General features: G+C 25.2%; 27 protein-coding genes. 24 read left to right on the top strand and 3 right to left on the bottom strand.

Annotated elements, in window-relative coordinates; translation table 11 throughout:
* Positions 1 to 3 precede the first annotated feature (3 nt).
* The 8 genes from J2Z71_RS02720 (at position 4) to ppsA (ending at position 10,200) form a co-directional block, all read left to right on the top strand.
* On the top strand, positions 4 to 1,689 hold the full coding sequence (locus tag J2Z71_RS02720; RefSeq protein ID WP_210060324.1) for a phospho-sugar mutase: 1,686 nt from the start codon (positions 4 to 6) through the stop codon (positions 1,687 to 1,689).
* Between the two features lie 10 nt (positions 1,690 to 1,699).
* Positions 1,700 to 2,611: a PfkB family carbohydrate kinase gene (locus tag J2Z71_RS02715; protein WP_210060323.1), complete on the top strand. Its 912-nt coding sequence runs from the start codon at positions 1,700 to 1,702 to the stop codon at positions 2,609 to 2,611.
* Between the two features lie 9 nt (positions 2,612 to 2,620).
* The gene (locus J2Z71_RS02710) at positions 2,621 to 3,172 is read left to right on the top strand and encodes an isochorismatase family protein (protein ID WP_210060322.1); all 552 of its coding nucleotides are present in this window, start codon (positions 2,621 to 2,623) and stop codon (positions 3,170 to 3,172) included.
* An 81-nt stretch (positions 3,173 to 3,253) separates the two neighbouring features.
* Positions 3,254 to 4,285 (top strand): metallophosphoesterase family protein, encoded by a 1,032-nt coding sequence (locus J2Z71_RS02705; protein WP_210060321.1) that lies wholly within the window; start codon positions 3,254 to 3,256, stop codon positions 4,283 to 4,285.
* Positions 4,275 to 6,578: an ATP-binding protein gene (locus J2Z71_RS02700; RefSeq protein ID WP_210060320.1), complete on the top strand. Its 2,304-nt coding sequence runs from the start codon at positions 4,275 to 4,277 to the stop codon at positions 6,576 to 6,578. Before J2Z71_RS02705 ends, J2Z71_RS02700 begins: the two co-directional genes overlap by 11 nt.
* Positions 6,575 to 7,276, top strand: a complete 702-nt coding sequence (locus tag J2Z71_RS02695; protein ID WP_210060319.1) for a metallophosphoesterase — start codon at positions 6,575 to 6,577, stop codon at positions 7,274 to 7,276. Before J2Z71_RS02700 ends, J2Z71_RS02695 begins: the two co-directional genes overlap by 4 nt.
* The gene (locus J2Z71_RS02690; protein ID WP_210060318.1) at positions 7,261 to 7,803 is read left to right on the top strand and encodes a class IV adenylate cyclase; all 543 of its coding nucleotides are present in this window, start codon (positions 7,261 to 7,263) and stop codon (positions 7,801 to 7,803) included. The genes J2Z71_RS02695 and J2Z71_RS02690 overlap by 16 nt, the downstream gene beginning before the upstream one ends.
* A gap of 54 nt (positions 7,804 to 7,857) precedes the next feature.
* On the top strand, positions 7,858 to 10,200 hold the full coding sequence (gene ppsA, locus J2Z71_RS02685) for a phosphoenolpyruvate synthase (RefSeq protein WP_210060317.1): 2,343 nt from the start codon (positions 7,858 to 7,860) through the stop codon (positions 10,198 to 10,200).
* Positions 10,201 to 10,220: 20 nt separating this feature from the next.
* On the opposite strand, the gene J2Z71_RS02680 is transcribed toward ppsA, so the two are convergent.
* Genes J2Z71_RS02680 through J2Z71_RS02670 form a run of 3 tightly spaced genes read right to left on the bottom strand, consistent with a single transcriptional unit; the run spans position 10,221 to position 12,176 of the window.
* Positions 10,221 to 10,856, bottom strand: a complete 636-nt coding sequence (locus J2Z71_RS02680) for a DUF6198 family protein (RefSeq protein WP_210060316.1) — start codon at positions 10,854 to 10,856, stop codon at positions 10,221 to 10,223.
* Positions 10,857 to 10,869: 13 nt separating this feature from the next.
* The gene (locus J2Z71_RS02675) at positions 10,870 to 11,496 is read right to left on the bottom strand and encodes a DUF6198 family protein (RefSeq protein ID WP_210060315.1); all 627 of its coding nucleotides are present in this window, start codon (positions 11,494 to 11,496) and stop codon (positions 10,870 to 10,872) included.
* Positions 11,496 to 12,176 (bottom strand): YjjG family noncanonical pyrimidine nucleotidase, encoded by a 681-nt coding sequence (locus J2Z71_RS02670; RefSeq protein ID WP_210060314.1) that lies wholly within the window; start codon positions 12,174 to 12,176, stop codon positions 11,496 to 11,498. The genes J2Z71_RS02675 and J2Z71_RS02670 overlap by 1 nt, the downstream gene beginning before the upstream one ends.
* A 281-nt stretch (positions 12,177 to 12,457) precedes the next feature.
* Between J2Z71_RS02670 and J2Z71_RS02665 the strand changes: the two genes are divergently transcribed.
* From J2Z71_RS02665 to recN, 16 genes are all read left to right on the top strand, one after another.
* Positions 12,458 to 13,612, top strand: coding sequence for a baeRF3 domain-containing protein (locus J2Z71_RS02665; protein WP_210060313.1), 1,155 nt, complete (start codon positions 12,458 to 12,460; stop codon positions 13,610 to 13,612).
* A gap of 109 nt (positions 13,613 to 13,721) precedes the next feature.
* A complete protein-coding gene (locus J2Z71_RS02660; protein WP_210060312.1) occupies positions 13,722 to 14,303 on the top strand; it encodes an SGNH/GDSL hydrolase family protein in 582 nt (193 codons plus the stop codon).
* Positions 14,290 to 15,348, top strand: coding sequence for a hypothetical protein (locus tag J2Z71_RS02655; protein ID WP_210060311.1), 1,059 nt, complete (start codon positions 14,290 to 14,292; stop codon positions 15,346 to 15,348). Before J2Z71_RS02660 ends, J2Z71_RS02655 begins: the two co-directional genes overlap by 14 nt.
* The gene (locus J2Z71_RS02650) at positions 15,345 to 15,785 is read left to right on the top strand and encodes a prepilin-type N-terminal cleavage/methylation domain-containing protein (RefSeq protein ID WP_210060310.1); all 441 of its coding nucleotides are present in this window, start codon (positions 15,345 to 15,347) and stop codon (positions 15,783 to 15,785) included. Before J2Z71_RS02655 ends, J2Z71_RS02650 begins: the two co-directional genes overlap by 4 nt.
* On the top strand, positions 15,760 to 16,113 hold the full coding sequence (locus tag J2Z71_RS02645) for a type II secretion system GspH family protein (protein WP_210060309.1): 354 nt from the start codon (positions 15,760 to 15,762) through the stop codon (positions 16,111 to 16,113). The genes J2Z71_RS02650 and J2Z71_RS02645 overlap by 26 nt, the downstream gene beginning before the upstream one ends.
* Positions 16,064 to 16,579, top strand: a complete 516-nt coding sequence (locus J2Z71_RS02640) for a hypothetical protein (RefSeq protein ID WP_210060308.1) — start codon at positions 16,064 to 16,066, stop codon at positions 16,577 to 16,579. The genes J2Z71_RS02645 and J2Z71_RS02640 overlap by 50 nt, the downstream gene beginning before the upstream one ends.
* Positions 16,576 to 17,529: a hypothetical protein gene (locus tag J2Z71_RS02635; RefSeq protein ID WP_210060307.1), complete on the top strand. Its 954-nt coding sequence runs from the start codon at positions 16,576 to 16,578 to the stop codon at positions 17,527 to 17,529. Before J2Z71_RS02640 ends, J2Z71_RS02635 begins: the two co-directional genes overlap by 4 nt.
* A gap of 70 nt (positions 17,530 to 17,599) precedes the next feature.
* Entirely contained in the window at positions 17,600 to 18,157 is a 558-nt protein-coding gene (efp, locus tag J2Z71_RS02630) for an elongation factor P (RefSeq protein ID WP_210060306.1), read from the top strand.
* 21 nt (positions 18,158 to 18,178) lie between these two features.
* Positions 18,179 to 18,526 carry a CD1247 N-terminal domain-containing protein gene (locus tag J2Z71_RS02625; protein ID WP_210060305.1) on the top strand — a complete coding sequence of 116 codons (348 nt, stop codon included), beginning with the start codon at positions 18,179 to 18,181 and terminating at the stop codon, positions 18,524 to 18,526.
* A gap of 94 nt (positions 18,527 to 18,620) precedes the next feature.
* On the top strand, positions 18,621 to 19,007 hold the full coding sequence (locus J2Z71_RS02620; RefSeq protein ID WP_210060304.1) for an Asp23/Gls24 family envelope stress response protein: 387 nt from the start codon (positions 18,621 to 18,623) through the stop codon (positions 19,005 to 19,007).
* Positions 19,008 to 19,012: 5 nt separating this feature from the next.
* Entirely contained in the window at positions 19,013 to 19,486 is a 474-nt protein-coding gene (nusB, locus tag J2Z71_RS02615; RefSeq protein ID WP_210060303.1) for a transcription antitermination factor NusB, read from the top strand.
* Positions 19,487 to 19,547: 61 nt separating this feature from the next.
* Positions 19,548 to 21,002, top strand: a complete 1,455-nt coding sequence (gene xseA / locus J2Z71_RS02610) for an exodeoxyribonuclease VII large subunit (RefSeq protein WP_210060302.1) — start codon at positions 19,548 to 19,550, stop codon at positions 21,000 to 21,002.
* Complete coding sequence (gene xseB / locus J2Z71_RS02605; RefSeq protein ID WP_210060301.1) at positions 20,995 to 21,225, top strand: exodeoxyribonuclease VII small subunit; 231 nt, start codon at positions 20,995 to 20,997, stop codon at positions 21,223 to 21,225. Before xseA ends, xseB begins: the two co-directional genes overlap by 8 nt.
* Positions 21,218 to 22,078, top strand: coding sequence for a polyprenyl synthetase family protein (locus J2Z71_RS02600; RefSeq protein WP_210060300.1), 861 nt, complete (start codon positions 21,218 to 21,220; stop codon positions 22,076 to 22,078). The genes xseB and J2Z71_RS02600 overlap by 8 nt, the downstream gene beginning before the upstream one ends.
* Before the next feature lies 1 nt (position 22,079).
* On the top strand, positions 22,080 to 22,880 hold the full coding sequence (locus J2Z71_RS02595; protein ID WP_210060299.1) for a TlyA family RNA methyltransferase: 801 nt from the start codon (positions 22,080 to 22,082) through the stop codon (positions 22,878 to 22,880).
* 4 nt (positions 22,881 to 22,884) lie between these two features.
* Complete coding sequence (gene recN / locus J2Z71_RS02590; protein ID WP_210060298.1) at positions 22,885 to 24,546, top strand: DNA repair protein RecN; 1,662 nt, start codon at positions 22,885 to 22,887, stop codon at positions 24,544 to 24,546.
* The last annotated feature ends 6 nt before the right edge of the window (positions 24,547 to 24,552 follow it).

The raw sequence follows: 24,552 nt of genomic DNA, 5'->3' as shown, positions 1-24,552 counted from the left end.
TTTATGGATTATAAAAAAAGATATGAAGAATGGTTAAATAGTTCGATAATTGATGATTTAACTAAAGAAGAACTTAGAAATATTAAAGATGAAGAGGAAATAAAAGACAGATTTTATAAAGATCTTGAATTTGGTACAGCAGGACTTCGTGGAATAGTAGGTGCAGGAACTAATAGAATGAATGAGTATGTTATTGCAAAAACATCACAAGGATTTGCAAATACTATTATTAATCATGGAAAAGAAGCTGTTGAAAAGGGAATTGTAATAGCTCATGATGTAAGATTTATGTCTAAAGAATTTACAGAAATATCTGCAAGAGTCTTTGCTGCAAATGGAATTAAAACTTATCTTTTTGATGGTATAAGACCTACACCAATGCTTTCTTATGCTGTTAGATATTTAAATACAATATCAGGTATAGTAGTAACAGCAAGTCATAATCCAAAACAATATAATGGATATAAAGTATATTGGGAAGAAGGATCTCAAATACTTGATAATATTGCAGATGAAATATTAGATGAAATTTCAAAACTTGACTTTAAAGATGTTAAAAAAATGGACTACAACGAAGCTATTGAAAAAGGCCTTATTGAAATATTAGATGATAAACTTGATAAAAGTTATTATAAAGATACTTTAAATAAAGCTATTAATGATGATATAGATAAAGATATAAATGTAGTATATACACCATTAAATGGAACAGGAAATATTCCAGTAAGACATGTATTAAAAGAAAGAGGATTTACAAATATAAATGTAGTAGCTGAACAGGAAAATCCAGATCCTACTTTTGCAACTGTTGGATATCCAAATCCAGAGTTTGTAGAAGCCTTTGAATATGCACAAAAATATGCAGAAAAAATAGATGCAGATCTTGTAGTTGCAACAGATCCAGATTGTGATAGAGTTGCAATGTTAGCAAGAGAAGAAAAAGGAAAATATTATGTATTTAATGGAAATCAAATTGGAGCTTTATTAATATATTATATTTTAAATGGATTAAATGACAAAAATCAAATTCCTGAAAATGGAGCAATTGTAAAATCAATTGTAACAGGAGATTTAGGTAAGGTAATAGCTGAAAGTTTAAATGTTAAATGTTACCAAACTCTAACAGGATTTAAAAATATCTGTTCTCTTCCAAATATTTGGGACAATAACAAAGAAGCAAACTTTATCTTTGGCTATGAAGAGAGTATTGGATATGTATATGGAGATCATGTAAGAGATAAAGATGGTGTTGTTTCTTCAATGATGATTGTTGAAATGGCAGCATTTTATAAAAAACAAGGAAAATCCCTTGTAGATGTTCTATATGAAATATATAATAAATATGGATTCCACAAAGAGCATTTAATGAGTATTGTTCTTGAAGGTATAGAAGGAAGTAATAGAATATTAAGAATGATGAAGTACTTTAGAGAAAGTGAATTTAATGAATTTGCTGATTTAAAAGTTACTGAGAGCATTGATTTTAAAAATGGTTATAAAGATATAGGAGCATCAAATGTTTTAATATATCATTTAGAAGATGGATCATGGTTTGCAGTAAGACCATCTGGTACAGAACCTAAAATCAAACTTTATATTTATGCAAATGATAAAGATGAAAAAATAGCTGATGAAAAAGTAGAAAAAATTAAAAAGGATGTTTTAGAAAAGTTATATAGTGTTGAGTAATGGAGGAAATATGATACTTTATTGCGATTTTAATCCAAGAATAACTAGGGAATATGAATTAGATGATTTGAAGAAACACTATATTAATAAGGGAAAAGATTCACGAGTTTTTATTTCAGGTTATGGTATAGATTGTCTTGTGTTTTCGAAACACCTTGGAGTAGATGCTAAATTAGTTGGTTTTTTTGGTGGAGAAAAAGGTGAGTTTATTAGAGAAAAACTTGATGAACTAAATACATCATATAAACCAGTTTTAATTAAAGATGAAAGTTTAGAAGAGGTTATTTTAAAAACAAATTTTGGAAAAACTTTTATTAGAACGAAAACGCCAAGGATAACTTTAGAAAATGAACAGAAATTATATTCTGTATTTAATGAAGAAATTGATAATGTTGATTTAGTTTGTCTATCACAAAGTGATCAAGAAAATTTAAGTAGCTCAACATATGAACTTTTAATTAAAATGTGTTATTCTAAGGGAGTAAAAGTTGCAGTAACATTAAAAGACTTAAATTATTTAAAAGATTCAAAGCCATATATGCTTATAACTGATGAAGAACAATTAAAAGATTATTTTAATGAAAAATTAGAAACTAAACAAGATATAATAAAATTAGCAAATAGATTTCTAGATAGAGGAATAGGAGTTGTAATTGTAAATTCATCAAAGGGAACTTTTATTTTAACAAAAGACTCTAGATTTTATGCCGATTATGAAGATTTTAAAGATTATATAAGAAAAATAAATATAAATCTTTTACTTGCAGGAATAGGAATTGGATTTGAGAGAAAATATGATTTTGAAACATTATTAAAATTTGGACTAGCAAGTGCTATTGCAGAAAATTTTATGAAATTCAGAATGATTACTATGGCAGAGATAAAACAAATTATGAATCAGATTGAAATCAAAGAAATTTAGGAGGAAATTATGAAGAATTTTCATTTAGAGAAAGATAATACTGTGTTTTTATTTATTGATGTTCAAGATAAATTAATAAATAGTGTGTTTAATAAAGAGCAATTTATGAAAAATGCAAAAGTGCTATCAGAAGTAGCAGGAATTATGGGAGTAGAAACTTTAGCAACACTTCAATATCCAAAAGGACTTGGAGAAATGAATGCAGAAGTTAAAGCTCCAATAGAAAATGTAAATACAATTGCAAAAACTGCTTTTAGTGCAATGCTTGATGAAGAATTTGTAAAAGCTATAAAAGGAACAGGCAAAAAACAAATAGTAGTACTTGGAATTGAAGCACATGTATGTGTAATGTTTACAGCAAGAGACTTAATAGATGCAGGATTTGAAGTTTATATTCCATCTGATGCAGTAGGATCAAGAAGTGAATTTAACTATAATAATGCACTTCATCAATTAAATGAAATGGGATGTGTTATAACTAATACAGAATCAGTTATGTTTGATTTAAATTCAGTAGCTGGAACAGAAACATTTAAAAAAGTACAAAGTTTAATTAAATAATATAAGGCCCGATTTACAATCGTAAGTCGGGTTATTTTTTATTTAAGTAAATTATTATGATATAATTGACAAGGTGATATTATGAAATTTATACATACAGCAGATCTTCATTTAGGTCGTTTTTATAAAGGTGAATTGCCACTAGAAATAGCAAAAATACGACGTGAAGAACTGTGGAAAAACTTTGAGAATATAGTTAAATATGCATCAGAAAAAAATGTGGATTTTTTATTAATTTCTGGAGATATATATGAAAGAGAATATTTTACATTAGATGATATGAATAGATTTGCAAGTATAATAAATACTTTAGAAGATATAAAGGTGTTTATTATTGCAGGAAATCACGACTATATAGATAAAAATACTTTATATAATAAAGTTAGATTTAATAAAAATATCTATATATTTAAGTCGAAGGAATATTTTGATATAGATGAATTAAAATTAAGAGTTCATGGAATATCTTGGGATAGAGATATTGATTTTTCAAAAGATTTAGATTTTGAAATAAAAGATGATTATAAAAATATTTTATTAATACATGGAAGTGTAAGTGGTAAGGATTATTTTCCAATAGATTTAGATAAAATTAAAAATTTTGATTATATTGCCTTAGGACATATTCACTTAAGAGAAAAAGTAAAGGAAAATGCTTATTATCCTGGATCACCTGAGGGGTTAAACTTTAAAGAAGTTGGAGAAAGAGGATTTTTAGAAATTCATCTTAAAGATAAATTAGATGTTAAATTTACAAATAATCAAATTCGAAAATATAATGTTTTCAATATTGAAATTAATAAAAAAGAAAGCATATTAGAGATAAATAATAAGATAAAAGATATATTGTCATCTTATAAAAAGGATTTAAATAGAATTATATTAGTAGGAGAATATGAAAATCCTAAATATTTAGAAAATAGTATTTTATTAGATAGTGAATACTTTTATACTGAAATAATAAATGAATTAAGTAAAAGTTATAGCATTGAAGATTTATATTTAGAAAATAAAGAAAACATAATTGGAAAAGTAATTGAGGATTTATCAGAAGATAGAGAAGCACTAAATATTGCAATAGAGGCACTTATGGAGGCTCAAAATGAAAATTAAAGAAATTGGACTTGTCCATTTTGGAAAATTTCATAATAAAAGTTTAGAATTAAAGCCTAATATTAATTTAGTCTTTGGAACTAATGAAAGTGGAAAATCCACAACTTTTTCATTTTTATCTGGAATATTATATGGTTTTGCAAGAGATTCTAAAAAAAGAAGACTATATGATAATGATAAAGAAAAATACAAGCCTTGGATAGGTGAAGACTATAGAGGATATTTAGAGCTTTCAAATAGAGATGATTATAGAATAGAAAGAGATTTTAATAGTGATGATTTAAAATTTATAAATCTTACAAATGGAAAAGATCTATCAAATATAAGGGAATTAAATAAATATTCAAGAGTAAAACAACCAGGTGCTTATTTATTTAATATAAATAAAGATATATTTTTAAATACTTTTTTTGTAGCTCAATTAGAGACAAGAGTCGATGAAAGTACTTATGATTCCTTTAGAAGTAAGGTTTCAAATATAACTAAAAATAAATCTGAAAATATAAATACACAAAAAGCGATTACAATTCTTGAAAATTCTCTAAAAGAACTTGGAAAGAAAACTTGGACAAAAAGCCAAATTGGAATTGAACAAAATAAAATAGATGAAATTAATGAAAAAATATATTCTCTAGAAGGGGTATTTTTAGATTATAGTAATGCCTTAGAAGAACTATCAAAAATAAATAAAGATATAGATATTTTAAATATAAATAAAGAAAATTTTAAATTAAATGAAGAGCAGAAAATTTATAATGAAGTTATAAAAAAGAAAAAAGAAAATGAGAGATTAGAAGATGGTTTAAATAATATAAATAAAGATGACTATGAAAATATTATAAAAACTGAAGAAGAAATTAATAACTTAGAAGAAGAAATAAAAGTATTGAATAATAAATTAATTAATATTAATAATTTAAACTATTATGAAAATATATATATTTTAGAAGAGGATTATGAAAAAATCCATGAAATAAATGAAGAACTAAGAATACTTGATTCTATTAATTATTCTAAGGAAATGGAGTTTTTATTAGTAGATATAAAAGAAAGTAAAAATAAATCAAATAAAGTTATTTCTATAATGGCTACTGCTATTTTAAGCTGTGTAGTAATAGTTTTTTTATCTTTTTATTTTAAGTTTTATCTTTTGAATTTTTTATTGATTATACCTTTAGTATATTTTTTGCTTAAGATAAATACTTATAAGGTAAGTCGTGAACTTATTGAAAGGCTTGAAAATAGAATGAATAGTCTAAAGCAAAAGTCTTTTGAAAAAACAAGTGAAAAGAAAAAGATGGATTTGGTTTTAGAAGATTTATTTTTAAAATATAATGTAGAAGATAAATTAGAACTTGAAAAATATTTAAGAGAAGAGACAAAAGTTCAAACTCTTAATAATTATAAAGTTGATTTAAATAAAAAAGAAAGTTCTGAAATAAAAGATAGAATAAATGAAATTACAGTAATAAGAGATGATTTAAGATTTAAATTATCAGAACTTTTAGAAGAATATAATGTATCAGATGTAGAAGAGTTAAAAGAATATTTTGTAGAAAATATTTCAAATTCTAAAAAAGAAAAGATTAAGTCAAATAATAATTATATTAAAATGCTTTTAAAGAAAAGAGATTTAGAAAGTTTAAATCACAATATTGAAGTTTTAGATTTAGATAGTAGTAAAAACAAGGAAACATTACATGAGAAAGAATTAGAAAAAGCAAAAATTGAAGAAAAAATAAATATTCTAGAAAAAGATATAAAACTATTAGAGGAATTAAAAGAATTATTAATATATAAAAATAAAAATTTAGATAAATTAATAATTAAAAAAGAAAATACAAATAAAGCACTAAATTCAATATTGAAATTACAATCTAAAAATAGAGATAATATTCTTCCTACTTTAGTAAGTAATATGAATGAAATCATATCTAAAATAACAAATGATAAATATAATAGTCTAATTATTGATGATGAATTTAACATAAAAGTTAAAGATAATAATATAAATTCTTATGTGGAGTTATCAAGTTTAAGTAGTGGAACAATTGATCAAGTTTATTTAGCTTTTAGGATGTCTGTTTTAAATACTTTTATAAAAGATGCTCCAATAGTTTTAGATGATCATTTCTTACAATATGATGATTTAAGGCTTAAAAGCACTTTGAAATATTTAAATGATTTGTCTAAGGAAAAACAAATTATAATATTTAGTGCAACTTTTAGAGAGAAGAATATATTAGATGATTTAAATATAAATTATAATTTTATAGATATGAGGTGTATATGATCTTTGGATTAGGAGATTTACACTTTGATCCAATAGGAGATAAGCCAATGGATATTTTTGGTAAAAATTGGCTTGAACATGAAGAAAAAATAATTTCTTATTGGGAAAGTGTAGTAAAAGATGATGATATAGTTTTGCTTCCTGGAGATATATCTTGGGGGCTTAGATTAGATGAAGCTATTGTAGATTTAGAAAAAATAGACAAGCTTCCAGGGATAAAAATAATATCTAAGGGAAATCACGATTATTGGTGGAGTTCTTTAAATAAAATGAATTCTCTAGGTTTTAATAGTATTAAATTTATAAATAATAATTCTTATAGGTATGGAGATATTTCAATATCAGGAACAAGGGGCTGGATACCTAGAGATGCTTATGGATTTAATGAAAATGATGAAAAAATATATTTAAGAGAAGTTAATAGACTAAAAATGTCTTTAGAAGATAATAAGGATGCTAAGTACAAAATTGCAATGATACATTATCCTCCCTTTAATCAAGATTTTACTGTAAATGATTTTTCGAAACTTTTAACAGAATATAATGTTGATTTATGTATATATGGGCATTTGCATGGAGATGGACATAAATATATAGTAGAGGGATTAATAGATTCTGTGGAATATAAATGTGTAGCTAGTGATTTTGTAGATTTTAAAGTACAGGAGTTAAATAGTTATTTATGGAAAGAGAATTAGAAGTAAAACTTTTAGGTTTAGATGTAAAAGAATTTGAAGAAAAATTAATTGATTTAGGTGCAGAATTAATTGCAAGGGAATATCAAAAAAACATTACAATAAATTCAACACTTCATCCAATAGATAATAAAAACAAGGGATATCTTAGAATAAGACATACTAAAGATCTCATAAATGATGAAGAATACTATTATTTTACATTTAAGGAACAAATTACGAATAAAGGTATAAGAGAAAATTTAGAACATACAATAGAATTTAATAGTGAAGAAGAACTTTTAAACATATTAAATTGTTTAGGTTATGATATATATGATGCCGGATATAAAAGTAGAGTATCATATATCTATAAAAAGGCTCGTTTTGATATAGATACTTGGGACGAAAAGACTTATCCATTTCCATATATTGAAATAGAAGTTGAAAATAGAGATGCATTAGAAAAAATAATAAATGAGTTAAACATTGATTCTAAAGCCATTTCTACGATGTCTATTGCAGAACTTAAAAAATCTTTAAAAAAGTAGTGTAACATATATAATAATTGTGCTATAATAGATTTATATTAAAGGGGGATGACGATGTCAAATTATTCTTATATAAAATGGTTCGATGAAATTGGGAAAGATGATATTCCAGTAGTAGGTGGAAAAGGTGCGAATTTAGGTGAACTAACAAGCATGGGTCTTCCAGTACCTCCAGGATTCTGTATTACAGCATCAGGATATGATAAATTCATAGATTATGCAGAACTTGATGAGGTTGTTAAATTTTTAATGGAACCACTTGATGTTGATAATGTTGATGCTCTTCAAGAAGTTGGAACAGCAATTCAAAATAAAATAAATCAAGGTGAAATTTATTCTGAACTTGAAGATGAAATAATAAGTGCATATAGAGAATTTTCTGAAAAAATCGGAGTTAAAGATCCAGAGGTTGCAGTTCGTTCTTCAGCAACTGCAGAAGATTTACCAGATGCTTCTTTTGCAGGTCAACAAGATACTTATCTTCACATTAGAGGAGAAGAAGAATTAATTAAACATGTTAGAGCATGTTGGGCATCACTTTGGACTTCACGTGCAATATATTATAGAGAAAAACAAAATTTTGATCATTTTGATGTTTCGTTATCTGTAGTAATTCAAAAAATGGTAAATTCTGAAAAATCAGGAGTTATGTTTACAGCAAATCCTATTAATAATAGCAAAAATGAAATGATGATTAATGCTAGCTGGGGACTTGGTGAAGCAGTAGTATCAGGAATTGTTACTCCAGATGAATATATAATAGATAAAAATACTAAAAAAGTTATAGAAAAAAATATTGCAACTAAAAATTATATGGTAGTAAAAAAAGAAGATGGTGTGGGAACTGTTCAAGTAAATGTTAAAGATGTTCTTGGAGAAGAAGCTGTAAAAGGTGAATGTCTAAATGATAGAGAACTTCAAACATTAATTGAAAGAGGACTTAAAGTTGAAGAACTTTATGGAAGTGTTCAAGATACAGAATGGGGATTTGATAAAGATACTAAAGAATTTTATTTCTTACAATCAAGACCTATTACAACTCTTGAAGAAGACAAAAAAGAAGTATTAAAAATGCTTGCTAAGGGACTTCCTGCATCACCAGGTATTGGTAGAGGAAAAGTAAGAAGAATTAAAGATATTACGGAAATAAATTTAGTTCAAGAAGGAGATATTCTTGTAACTGAAATGACAAATCCAGATATGGTTCCTGCTATGAGAAAAGCTGCAGGTGTAGTAACTGATGAAGGTGGAAGAACTTGCCATGCTGCAATTGTTTCAAGAGAACTTCAAATACCTTGTATAGTTGGTGCTACTAATGCAACTAAAGTTCTAGATACGGGAATGGAAGTTACTGTAGATGCAACAAGAGGTGTTGTATATGAAGGTAATGTTCTAAATGAATCTAAAAAAGAAGAAAATAAAGAAAATAGACAATCAGGTAGTGTTAATTTAGATGATAGCATAAGATCTTTAATGGCTCCAATAACTGCTACAAAAATATATATGAACCTTGGTGAACCAGAACTTATTGACAAATATAAGGATCTTCCCTTTGATGGAATAGGACTTATGAGAACTGAGTTTATATTTACAAATATGATTGGAGCTCATCCAATGTATCTTGTAAAAACAAATCAAGGAGACTTTATGATTGATAAACTTGCTGAGGGAATTTCAAAAGTTGCAAGTGCAATATATCCAAGAAACCTTGTAGTTAGAATGAGTGACTTTAGAACAAATGAATTTAGAGGTCTAAAGGGTGGAGAAGAAGTTGAACCTATTGAATCTAATCCAATGATTGGTTGGAGAGGAGTTTCAAGATATATTTCTCCAGAATATGAAGAAGGATTTAGACTAGAATGTAGAGCTATGAAAAAAGCTCGTGAAGAATATGGTCTTACAAATATTATAGCAATGCTTCCTTTTGTAAGAACAGTTGAAGAACTTAAAGTTGTAAAAGAAATTATGGCTGAAGAGGGATTAAAGCAATCTAAAAACTTTAAAATTTGGATTATGGCAGAAGTTCCATCAGTAGTATTCCAAGCAGAAGAATTTGCAGAGCTTGTAGATGGATTCTCAATTGGATCAAATGACTTAACACAACTTGTAATGGGTGCAGATAGAGACTCAGGTATTCTAAATAATATGGGATATTTTGATGAGAGAAATGAACCTGTTAAAAGAGCTTTAAAAATCTTAATAGATGCATGTAATAAAAAAGGAAAAACTTGTTCTATTTGTGGTCAAGGACCAAGTCAATACCCTGAACTTGCAGAGTTCTTAGTTGAATGTGGTGTAACATCAATGAGTGTAAACCCAGATACTGTAGACTATACTAGAAGACTTGTAGCAAGTGTAGAACAAAAAATGATTCTTAAAAAATTAAGAGAAATTTAAATAAATAAAAAGAGTGAAGATTAATCTTCACTCTTTTTTAATGTCTTAAAATGTTTATTTAAATATGAAAAACAAAAAGATATAACACCTGGAAATATAATGAGTGCAATAATAGTTCCCTCTCTTACATTAATAGGCATATTAAATGCAAAAGATATAAAAAGAGATACTAAAACAGAAGTAATATCTACACCATATCTAAATATTGTAAAAGATTTATTAGTAACTCTTGCAAGTTCAATACAAGAACTCTCTATTGAAAAAGGAATCACATCTAAATAAAGAACAATTGATACAGATATACTTGATATTAAAATTCCAAGTGTAAATATTAATATTTTCATAGGATAAGTTTCAATAATTAAATTTTTAAAAACTCCATAAGTAAATAAATTAATAACAAATCCAAAGGATAAAATAGATAAGATCATAAGTATATATTTCTTTTTATATTTTCCCTTAGATAAAATAATAAATAAAGTTAAAAATGCAATATTTGCAAAGAAATTAATCGTTCCAACTTTGATACTAGTAGCTTGAGATAAAGAAAGACAAAGCGAATCAAAGGGACTAATGCCAATGGCAGGTTTTATAGTTAAACTAACTCCAATACCGCCCAAGATGTAAAATAAAAGTGATGTAATAATTTTTTTCATTAAAACCTCCATATTAATTTAATTTTTCTTTAAAGTTTTTGTTAAAATAATTATAAAAAAATGAGAATATTCCAGGAAATAATATAAAACTTATAATAGTTCCCTCTCTAACTGTAATTGGATTTTTAAATAAAAAAGCAAGTAGTAGAGCAGTACTAATGGAAATAATATCAAGGCTATATCTAAAGACTCCTACTGATTTATATGTAATATTAGAAAGTGCAACACATAAACTTTCAACAGGAAATGGAATAATATTAAAGAATAATACTACAGAACAAGAAAAACTTGTTAGAATAGTTCCAAAGATAAAAATTAAAACTTTAGAAATATAGCTTTTTGGTATTAAATTTGCAAAGACATTATAGGTAAATAAATTTATGATGACTCCATAAAAAAGCACAGAAATCATCATAATTGGATATTTGCGCTTTAGTTTTCCCTTTGTAAAATATATGAATAATGATAAATAAATCATATTTAATAAAAAAGTTATAGTTCCTACTTTAATATAAAAAGCCTGAGAAAAAGCAAGACATACGGAGTTAAAAGGGCTTACACCAATAGCAGGTTTAAGAGTTAAACTAACGCCAATACCTCCTAAAAGATAAAAAAATAAAGATAATAAAATTTTCATCATTAATCCTCCACGATAGTCAATATATCTCTTAAATCATTTACTAAATAAGTTGCATTAGTATTTATATTTTTCTTTTCTGAAAACAAAACACTGTCTATTTGAAAGTTATTAGCTCCATCAATATCTGATGTTTCATTATCTCCAATCATTAAGAGTTTAGATTTATCTTTTTCTTTAATATGTTCAAATAAAAAATCAAAAAATTTCACATTTGGCTTATCAAATCCCACTTCTTCAGAAATAAAAACATCATTAAACATTGGCATTAGATTAGTTTTTTCAAGCCTTTTTCTTTGAGTTATTGAAAATCCATTTGTAGCAATATATAAATTATAGTCTTCTTTTTTTAAACTATTTAATACATCTTTTGCATGAGGAATAGTTTTTTCTGAAAGTGTTAAATTTTGTCTATATAAACTTTCTGTTTCTTCGCCATCAACTGTAATACCAATTTCATTAAAAAATAGTGAAAATCTATTTTTAAAAACATAATCTTTTGAAATTTCTCCTTTTTCTAACTTTCTCCAAAGAGGCTCATTAATAGATCTGTAAAGATTTAAATATTCTTCTTTGTAATTTATATTATAAATATTAAATAAATTTCTAAAAGCCATGTCTTCAGCATAGGAAAAATCAAGCAGTGTATTGTCTAGGTCAAATATAATATTTTTGTATTTCATAAAACACCCCTTTTTATTATTAAATATGATTATACACTAAAATATAAAAAAACTAAGTAGATTTATAAAAAAAGTATAAATTCATCTAGTTTTAAAAATAATAAGTGAGGGTATCTGTATGTAAATTAGATTGGTGAATAAATGAGTACATTATAATACAATAATCTAATTTGTAATAAAGAATATTCAACTATTATAAATGCCCTTAATGTTTAGAAAGCTTGAAATTAAGGTATGTCTATAATAGACGCTTATGTAATTATCTAAAAGGATGTGATTAAATGAAATATGAAATAGTTAAAGAATTTCCGAATGATATTATTTTTGAAAGAGAAGGTCCGTGTATTTCCATATATCAACCAACACATAGGCATTTACCTGAAAACCAACAAGATCCAGTGAGATTTAAACAACTTTTAACAATTGTAGAAAAAGCTCTGTCAGAAGAAATCTCAAGATCTGAAATGGAGAAAATTTTAAAACCACTATATGATTTACAAAAAGACTATGAATTTTGGAATAATACAAAAGATGGAATAGCAATATTTTTAAATAAAAACAAATGTATTATATATAACTTAAATAGAACATTAAAAGAAGTTGCAATTGTTTCAGATTCTTTTCATATTAAACCTCTAATTAGAGTTTTTCAATCTGCAGACAGTTATTATGTCTTAGGAATTAGTATGAAAAAATATAATCTATACATTGGAAATAGATATGGTCTTGAAGAAGTTTTATTTGATGAAAACATACCTACTACAATTGAAGGTGTTTTAGATGAACTTGGAGATGCTTATGAAGATGGATCATTGTCTTTTGGATCATTTGCAGGATCAACTGGAAATGCAATATATTATGGACAAGGTGGAAAGAAAGACGAAGTATTAAAATATACTGAAAAATTCTTTAAATATGTAGATAGATTTGTAATTAATAATTATACAAAACCAACAGGATTTCCTCTTATATTAGTTGCACTTGATGAAAATCAAGGTGTATTTAGAAAATTAACTCATAATGATAACTTACTTAAAAAGGGAGTCAAAATTGATTATGAAGCTTTAGATGTAAAAGAATTAAATAAAAAATCTTGGGAGATAATGGAAGAATATTATCTAGCAAAGACAAAAGAAGTCGTAGATAGATATAATAATTCATTAGGAACAGGACTTTCAAGCGATAAATTAGAAGATATTTCAAAAGCAGCAGTAAATGGAAAAGTTGAAACTATTTTAATTGAATCAGATAAGGTTATACCAGGATTTATTAATTTAGGAACTGGTGATTTAGAAGTTGAAGAAGAAAAAGTTGGAGCTAATGATATTTTAAATAATTTAGCAGAAATAGTTTTTTCTAATAATGGAGAAGTTATTATGCTTCCAAAGGAAAAAATGCCTTCAGACACTGGAGTAGTAGCGATTTATAGATTTTGATTTTATAAGGGCCTGAGATAGGCCCTTTTTTTATGAGTAAAATAATTAATAATACCTAAAAATATTGAAAAAATAAGATTTATATGATATTTTTGAAGTAGGTGATTTTATGAAAATATGTGCAGCTGGAGATTCTATTGTAAATGGATTTGGAGTTGGAAGAGAAAATTCCTTTATAAATATAAAAGATAATAATATTGAAATATTAAATATTGGAGAAAATGGATACACATCACTTCTAACATTAGAAAAAATAAAAAAATTAAAAAATATAAGTGGGTTTAATCTTTTATTTATATATGTTGGAATAAATGATTTTCTATCAGGATATAGCTTAGAAAGTGTAACTAAAAATATTGAAAGAATAATAGAATTTGCTAAAAGAAATAATTTGATTTTGTTAATTTCTATTCCATTAGATATTACAGAAGGTTCTCAAGATGGATGGTGTAGTAGTTTAAATTATATATCTACTAAAAATAAATTAATTGATTATAGAAAATATATAATGGAAAAATCCTTTCAAGAAAATTTCTACTATATAGATTTTTATAATAAATTTAAAAAACTAAATAATTATAGTGATTTATTTTTTGATGGAATACATCCAAATAGATATATGCATAATTTAATGAGAGATTATTTTAGTGAAATTTTATTTAATATAGGATATGAAAATGGATTACTTTAAAAATTTAATTAATAATTATAGTTTTACAAAAAGAGAAAAAATATTGTTAATAATATTTATATTATTATTACTTGAATTATTTATATATTCTTTTGGATTTAAAGTTAATAAAAGTAAAAATTTAGAACTTGAAAATCAAATTATTAAACTCTCTGAAGAAAATAAAGAGGTAGAAGAGAAAGTTTTAAAAATTAAAAAAATAAAGAATATAAATAGTAAATTAAGAAGTTTAAATTTAGATTTAAATACATATAATAATAATTTAAAAAATCTACATGAAGAATTCCCTTATATTATAGAAGATAATCCATCTAATTTTAAAAATTTAACTTTTGAAATAGATACTAATAGTATAAGTAATATAAAAAATATTTCAAATAAAAATATATTTAATAATATGATTTTAGAGAAAAAAGAGCAAAATCTTTTTGTAGGTAAAATAGATTTAAAAGAGATTAAAAATTCTTTAGATATACATAAAATAGATGATAAAGACAAAAAGAATTTAGAAAAATATCATTTTTATAAAGAAAAGAAAAATAATATAAAAGATAAAGAAATAGTTAAAGATACTAAAAATATAATTAAAGATAGTACAAATTTAAAGAAAAATGAAAAAGTAAAAAATGAAAAGAATGATTTGAATTTAGTAGAAGAAGAGGAAGATAAGATTTTAGATATTGATTTATATTCTTCAAATTTAGAAAAAAGTGAGATATCTTATATTGAAGATATGTATATGTATTATTTATTTTTACAATTAGATTCTGAGATAGAAAATATATTTTTATTAGAAATCCCTGATATTTTAAACTTTAAAGAGTTGTCCTTTGATTTATTTGTAGAGGACAAAGATTTATATGAGTTTGGAATATATGATGGAAGAAAAATTTATTCTGAAATAAAACTTGAAGAAAACAAATGGAATAAAATAATTTTTAGGGAAGTAGAAGATTTTCAGGGAATATATTTTGTATATAATACATTAAATTGTAGTAAAAGTGAATATAAACTGTTAATTAGAGATATAAAGGTGGAGATTTGAAAAAAAGAGGATTTACTTTAATTGAGCTAATTTTAGTGATTTCTATAATTTCAATTATTTTAAGTGCTTTAAGTCTGAGCTTTAGTAAAAAAGAAGTATATAAAGCTAAAAAGGATTTATCTAATATTAAAAGAAATTTAGAGGTTTCTAGAAATATGGCCACTACTAAAAGAAAGATGTCTAGTGTTAAGTTTTATGAAAATAAGTATATTATTAATTGTGGTAATTTTAGCAGGGAATATGAATATTCAAACTTATTAATAAAAAGTAATATGAGCAATATTAATAATGTTGTTTTCACAAAGAAGGGAATACCTGATTTTAATGGATCTGGAACTATTGTATTTATATTAAAAGATGATTTTTATAAGATAACTATTGAGCCTATTACGGGAAAGGTGAATTTAAGAAATGAAAAAAGGATACTTTCTAATTGAATCGCTACTTTCAATTGTTTTAATAGTTATAGTATTTACTTTTTTAATGCCAAATATTATATCCTCTTTAAAGCAAGATGAGTTTGTTGAAAAAGAACATTATGTAATTAATTATACAAGAAATATAATGGAAGATACAATAGGAAAAGCTTATCATAAAGGTGATATGAAAAATGAAACTATAAATAATAAAGATTTAAAAACTTATATTATTGTTGAAGATTTAGAAAATAATTTAAAATATATTGAAGTTAAAACTAAGAGAAAAGGTAGAAAAGATGTTGTTTTTAAAAAGATCATTAAAAATAAAGGCCTTTACATTAATTGAACTTGTAGTAAGTATTGGAATATCTATATTAATATTATCATTGCTTTTATCTATATTTAATATAAGTGTTGATTCTTTAAATTATTCTAATAATAAAATAGATTCTTTAAATAAAATGTATCTGGCAAGTGAGTATATTAGAGATGATATAGAAAGTGCTGATTTTATTATAAAAAATACAAATAGAAATTCCCTTGGATTTAGTCTTATTACAAATTTAAATAGTGAAAAAAGAAGAGCTACATTTTATACTTTTGAAAATAAAAATTTGTTTAGAAAATCTCAAAATTCAAATAAAGATTATTTAAAGGATAGTAAAATAATTGGTCAAACAGGAAATAATATTTTAATAGATGAAATTAAAGAAGTTAAATGTATTTTAAAGGAGGAGATAATTGAGATTGAGATAGTTTTAGATGAAGATAATTATGTAAAGAGAATTTTTGCAATTAGGACGAAAAAATGAAAAAATTTAAAGGTTTTACTTATATAAATACTATAATAATTATTTCTATAATTATATTTATAGTTTTTAGTATTGTAGATAATACTAGTTCAAAAACTTTTATTTATGAAAATGAAATAGATTATATACAGGCTAAATATTTTTCAGAGTCTTTAATTAATATTTTAATGGAAGATGAAAAAGCTCTTAATGATGCATCTATATATCTTTTTGAAAATTATGGAAAAAGAGATGATTTAGAGAAAAATATAGAAATTAAAAGTTTTGATATATTAAAGGACCTAGACTTTTATAATATATCTATTAGTAAAAGTAATAAGTTTGATAAGTATGGTTTTAAGATTAGATCTAGTGTTTCTTATAAGAGTATAGAAGAAGATGTTTTTGCTTATGGAACTTTAATAAATGATATATATAAAGAAAAGTCTGGTATATTAAATAATTATACAGTTAAAACTGAGGAGATTGAAAAGTTAAGAGCTGGATATAATAATTTAGAAGAACTTTGGAATATGAATAATATTTTCATAGATTTAGAATCTGGAGAATATCATATTAAAAAAAATGGCAATAGAAATGAACTTTATAGGGTAGATAATAATGAAAATAATTTAATTTGTAGATTTAGAGATCAAGAAGCTATATTAATAAATCAAAATAATTCAGATTTAATTATTGATGATGATGTTGAAATGACGGGTATATTAAATATAAATGAATTAGTTCTTCTTTCTGATTTTACTGTTAATGGAATAGTAAATTTAAAAGGGGATATTATAAGTGATAAGAATAATTTAAAAGTAAATGGATTATTTGTAAATTTATTTAATTCTTCTGAAAATAATATAATTGTTGAATATAATGATTATTATATTTCGCTATTTCAGAGAAATTTACCTTTATATATAAAGCCAAAGATTTTTAATATCTCAACTAGAGACTATAAATAAGATTTTTTCTTGATAGAGTATTGTTATATTGATATAATTAAGTAAGATATAATAATTAGGAGGTAAATGAATGATTACAGCAGGGGATTTTAGAAAAGGACTAACATTTGAAAGTGATGGAGATGTGTACGAAGTTGTAGACTTTCAACATGTTAAACCAGGTAAAGGTGCAGCATTTGTAAGAGCTAAAATTAGATCTGTACTTACTGGTGGAATAAAGGATACTACTTTCAACCCATCTGAAAAATTTGAAAAAGTAGTTATTGAAACAAAAGAAATGCAATACTTATATAATGATGGTACTTTATACTATTTCATGGACAATGAAACATATGAACAAATTCCAATGGAAAAAGATATGGTAGAAGAAGCTCTTAATTATGTTAGAGAAAATGATACAGCTATGATTAATCTATATCAAGGCAAACCATTTAAAGTTCAACCAGAAAACTTTGTTGAATTAGAAGTAACAGAAACAGAACCAGGAGTAAAGGGAGATACATCATCAGGTGGATCAAAACCTGCAAAGGTTGAAACTGGATATTCACTAAATGTACCATTATTTATAAATATTGGAGATGTTATTAGAATAGATACTAGAACTGGAGAATACATGTCTAGAGCTTAATTCTTGATTAGGAGGGTAACCATGGAAAATTTAATTAAAAGAATAGCATATTTACAAGGTTTAGCAGAGGGATACGAAATTGATAAAGAATCTAAGGAAGGTAAACTTTTATTAGGACTTATAGATGTAATATATGAACTTGTAGATGAAGTTAAAGAAAGTCAAGAAGACTTAGAAGAATATGTAGATATAATTGAAGAAGATCTTTCTTCTTTAGAAGATTATGTTTATGAAGATGAATATGATGATTTTGACTTATACGATGATTATGATGATTTTGATTTTGAAGATGAACTTTTCTATGATGACCTAGATGATGATTGCGACGGCGAGTGTGACTGTTGTGAGGAAGATAGTGACGAAGAATAAATGATTTAGCCTCTTTTAAAAGGGGCTTTTTCTTTTATAAAATTGAATAAAAAAGCATAATTTGTTATAATAGTTACACTACGGAGGTGTAGAAATGTCTGAAAAATATTTAGTAGATGCCATAACAGAAGGCGAAGGAAATGTAAAAATTGCTGATGATGTAATTGCAACAATAGCTGCTGTAGCAGCAGAAAGTATTGATGGAGTTGTTGAGTTACAATCAACACTTAAAGCAAGCGTAACTGACATGCTTGGAGTAAAGAACCTTGCTAAGGGAGTTAAGGTTAGTGTTGGAGAAAATGAAGCTATTATAGATCTATTTTTAACTGTTGAATATGGAAAAAATATTGTAAGTGTTTCAAAGGAAGTTCAAGAAAAAGTAAAAGAAGCAATTGAAACAATGACAAGTTTAAATGTTATAGAAGTAAATATTCATGTAAGTGGAATAGCAATGGTTGATAAGGAAAAGGTTAGGGCTTAATTTTTATGAGTAGGAAAAAAGCTAGAGAAGGACAAATGCAAATTCTTTATCAAATGGATATTACAAATGATTATTCTTTAGAGAATTTAGATATATTTCTTGAGAATTTTGGTAATATAGAAATCGAAGATAATGGTGAAGAAAAGATTAAAGAAAATCAGGAAGATATGGAATTATTTCAAACTGATGAAATAGAATATATTAAAGAAAATATTCCAACATTAATTGAAAGTTTAGAAAAAATTGATACTTTAATAGATGATCATTTAGAAGGATGGACAATAAATAGATTATCAAAAGTTGATAAGGAAATTTTAAGAGTTGCAGTATATGAATTTCTTTTTAGAAAAGATATACCAATGGAAGTTTCAATTAATGAAGCTGTTGAAATAGCTAAAAATTTTGGAGGAAACAATTCTTCTAAGTTTGTAAATGGAATTTTAGGAAGTATTTACAGAACATTACAGTTAGAAAAATGACGAGAGCATAGTGATTCGATACTAAGAACCATGCTCTCGGTTCTTGTTTAATGGTGGTTATATGGGTGCAATAAAAGTTCAAGAACTAAATAAATATATAAAGAAATATCTCTCTATGGACTATATTTTAAGTGATATAGAAGTAGAAGGTGAGATCTCAAATTTTAAACATCATTCTAATGGAAATATGTATTTATCTCTAAAAGATGAAAAGGCAAAAGTAAATGGGATAATCTACTATATGGATACAAAAAATATAGATTTTTCTCCACAAGATGGAGATAAGGTAATTGTAAGAGGAACAGTTTCTATATATGAAAGAGATGCTTCTTTAAATATTTATATAAGGGAAATGAAATTAAAGGGACTTGGAGATTTACATGAAAAGTTTCTAAGGCTTAAAGAGTCTTTATTTAAAGAAGGGCTTTTTGATGAAGATAATAAGAAGAAAATTCCATATTTTCCTAGAACTGTTGGAGTTATAACATCAAAGACAGGAGCTGCAATAAGAGATATTATAAATGTATTAACAAGAAGAAATAATTCTGTTAATATAATTATTTATCCTGCAAATGTTCAAGGTGATAAAGCATCTGAGCAATTAAAAATGGGTATAAAATATTTTAATGAAAACCCAGTTGATGTAATTATTCTTGGACGAGGCGGAGGAGGATATGAGGATTTATTTGCATTTAATGATGAAGAACTTGCAAGAGAGATATATAAATCAAATATACCAATAATATCTGCAGTAGGTCATGAAATAGATTTTGTAATAAGTGATTTTGTAAGTGATTTAAGAGCGCCAACTCCATCAGCTGCAGCAGAGATTGTAACTATGGAAAAAAGTGAACTTATTAATTCGCTTAATATGTCAGTTAATAGAATGAATCAAAAAGTTAGTAAAAAAATTGAAACTAAAAGAAGTTTACTTGATAATAAGAAATTTATTTTAGATAATTTTCTTGAAGAAAAAATAAAAGATAATTTAGAACTATTAAAACTTCAAAAAAGACTTTTAGATTACAATAAACCAACTATAAATACTTATAAATTAGATCTTATAAATAAGGACAAACTCTTAAGAAAATCTTTTTACAATAAGATTAAATCAGAAAATAATAATCTTAAAAACACTTTTTATGATTTAAATAAAGCCTTTGAAAACAAATATAAATATGAATTATTGAATTTTTCATTTCAAGGTAAAAGACTTATGAATAACAAACCTTATAAAAATTTTTATAAGGAAAAAGAGCAGTTAGAAAATTTAAAGTTTTTATTAGATAATAATATGAAGTATATGTTAAATACTAAGAAATTGAATTTATCTACTGCTAGAAAAAATTTAACTAATCCAGTTAAAAGTAATGTCTTAATAAGAGATGAAAATAATAATATAGTATCAAGGGCAAAGGGATTAAAAGAAAAAGATAATTTAAGAATCATATTTGAAGATGGTAACATTGAAACCTTAGTAAATAAGGTTTTTTTAAGGAGAGATACAGATGAGTGAAAGCTATGAAAGTGCTTTTGAAAAACTTGAAAATATAATAAGTGATTTAGAAGATGAAAATATTTCATTAGAAGAATCAATTGAAAAGTATGAAGAGGGTATAAAACTTTACAAATATTGTAATGATATTTTAAAAGAGTATGAAGGAAAAGTAAAAGTCTTAGTTGAACAAGATGAAGAATTAGTTCAAAAAGACTTCTTAGAGGGAGAACTAGATGGATAATTACAATGATATTATTTCAGCAATAGATAACTACATTTATAAAAATTTCACAGCAGCAGATGAATATCAAAAAAAAGTCTATGAATCAATGAGATATTCTCTTTCTTCAGGTGGAAAAAGAATTAGACCATTACTTGGTATATTATCTTATATGTCAATAGGTAAAACTGAAGACTATGAAAAAGTACTTCCCTATGCTTCTGCTGTAGAATTAATACACACTTACTCATTAATACATGATGATCTTCCAGCAATGGATAATGATGATATAAGACGAGGAAAACCTACAAATCATAAAGTATATTCTGAAGCTATTGCAATTCTTGCAGGTGATGGACTTTTAAATATGGCAACTGAAGTAATAGCAAGAGAACTTGAAAATTATACTGATATTGAAGATATGAAAAGAGGAGCTCGGGCTTTAAAATATATTTTCACATGTTCAGGAGTTCATGGAATGATTGGTGGACAAGTAATAGATATGGTTTATACAAATGATATGAATTTAGATATTTGTGAGTCTATGTATAAACTTAAAACAGCAGCACTTATTAGAGCTTCAATAGTAGCTTCTGCAATAGTTGCAGGTGCAAGTGATGATGAGATAGCTATATTAGAAGAATTCTCAAATTGTATAGGAATAGCATATCAAATTAGAGATGATATTTTAGATAAAGAAGAGGATTTAGAAGAAGATAGAAATACAATGCTTAAATTTAAAACTGTTGAAGAATTAGAAAATAGAATAGAATCTTTAACTAATAGAGCTCAAAATGAATTAGATTCTCTTAGTGATTATGACACAACAGAAATAAAAAAATTAGCTTGGCTACTTATGAATAGGGGAAATTAAGATGAATAAAGTTAGAGCAGATCAATTACTAGTTAAAAAAAATCTTGTAAGCTCTAGAGAAAAAGCAAAAAGACTTATAATGAGTGGCAGTGTCTTTATTGGAACTCAAAGAGTAGAAAAACCAGGTGAGCTTTTAAAAGAAGATGTAAACTTAACTGTTAAGGATAATTCTTTAAAATATGTAAGTCGTGGTGGGTATAAATTAGAAAAGGCAATAGAACTTTATGGTTTAGACTTAAAAGATAAAATTTGTGCAGACATTGGAGCTTCTACTGGAGGATTTACTCATTGTATGTTATTAAATGGAGCACAAAAGGTATATGCAATAGATGTAGGATATAATCAGTTAGATTATTCTTTAAGAGTTCATGAAAAAGTTGTTTCAATGGAAAGAACTAATATTAGAAATTTCGACACTTCAATCATAGAAGATAAAATTGATTTTATTTCCATAGATGTTTCTTTTATATCTTTAAGCCTAGTACTTCCAAAGGCAAAGGAACTTATTAAAGAAAATGGAAAAATAGTTGCTTTAATAAAGCCGCAATTTGAAGCAGGAAAAGAAAAAGTTGGCAAAAAGGGAATTGTAAGAGATACAAATGTTCATAGAGAAGTCATAGAAAAAATAATTGATTTATCCCGTGAATTAGAGCTTAGAATATTAGGGCTTACTTTCTCACCAATAACAGGGGCAACTGGAAATATAGAGTTTTTAATACTACTTGAAAATTCAAAGGAAGAAAATTTACCCTATGACATAAATAAGGTAATTGAAGATTCTCAAGAAATGAAAAACAGGTGATTAAATGTTACTAGAGTTAAATATTAAAAATTTTGCAATTATTGAAGATTTAAAGGTAGATTTTGAAAAGGGCTTAAATGTAATTACTGGAGAAACAGGTTCTGGTAAATCTATAATTATAGATGCTTTATCAATTGTGCTTGGTCAAAGAGCTAGTAAAGATATAATTAAAACTGGAAAAGATTATGCATATATTGAAGCTGTATTTAGTAATTATAATAATGAGTTTGCAGATATTTTAAAGGAATATGGACTTGTTTTAGAGGAGTTAATAGTAATATCTAAGGAAATAAAAAAAGATAGACCTAGTATTACTAAAATAAATGGAAGAACTATTACAACAAATACTCTTTCTAAAATAACTAATAAATTAATAGATGTATTTGCACAACATGAAAATGTATCTTTAATGAATTCAAATAATCAAAAGGATTTAATAGATAGCTTTGGTGATAAAAATCATTTGAATAATTTAGAAAAATTAAAAGAATCAATTGATTGTTTACATAAGCTAGAGAAGGAATATGATGAAAAGTCTCTTCATGAAAAAGATAAAGAAAGAGAAATTGATTTATTAAAGTATCAAATAGAAGAAATTGAAAATGCATCTCTTACTGAAGAAGATGATAGTGAAACTGAAAGAGAATATAAAAAATTATTAAATATTTCATCAATTTCAAAAGATTTATATGAATCTATAGAACTTATGAGAAGTAATTATGATTCATTTAATATAGAAGATGCTTTAGACAATGTTATTTCTAATATTTCTATGTCTATAAAATATGATGATACTTTAAAAAGTGATTATGAAGAATTAGAAAATATTAGATATTCTATAAGTTCAATTTTATCTAATATTGAGCACTATATAAATAGTCTAGATTATAATGAAGAAAAATTATCTTTTTTAGAAAATAGAGTAAATACAATAAATAATTTAAAGAAAAAATACGGAAATACAATTAATGATATTGAAAAATATCTACTACAAATAAAAGATAGATTAAATTTTTTAGAAAATTTTGATCAAGAACTTAAAAAATTAGAAGACAAAATAAATATAAATAGAAAAGAATCTTTAGATTTAGCTATAAAAATTCAAAAGCAAAGAAGAGAAATATCTGATTATCTAGAGGAAAATGTAAAAAATGAACTTAGAGAGTTAAATATAGAAAATGCTAGATTTAAAGTTGAAATAAAAGAAAAAAATCTTTCAGTTGATGGAATAGATCATATAGAATTTATGATATCTACAAACTTAGGAGAAGATTTTAAACCATTATCAAAAACTGCCTCAGGTGGAGAGATGAGTAGGATAATGTTAGGTTTTAAAAGTATTATAGCAAAAAAAGACAATATACCAACACTTATATTTGACGAAATTGACACAGGAATTAGTGGAAAAACTGCTCAAATTGTTGGCAACAAAATAAAAAAACTATCTGAAGATAGACAAATAATAGCAATATCCCATCTTCCTCAAATAGTATCTTTAGCAGATGCACATTATTTAATTGAGAAAGAAGAAAAAGAAAATCATACAACATCTAATATTGAAAAGCTAAATGAAAATAGAAAAGTTGAAGAACTTGCAAGGCTAATTGGTGGCTATGACATTACAGAAACAGCATTAAAAGCAGCTAGGGAAATGCTACTAAAATAAAGGAGA

The sequence above is a fragment of the Peptoniphilus stercorisuis genome (assembly GCF_017874395.1).
GTDB lineage: Bacteria > Bacillota > Clostridia > Tissierellales > Peptoniphilaceae > Anaerosphaera > Anaerosphaera stercorisuis.
The sequence above is the reverse complement of the archived record's forward strand: the minus strand, read 5'-3'. Positions and strand labels throughout refer to the sequence as shown.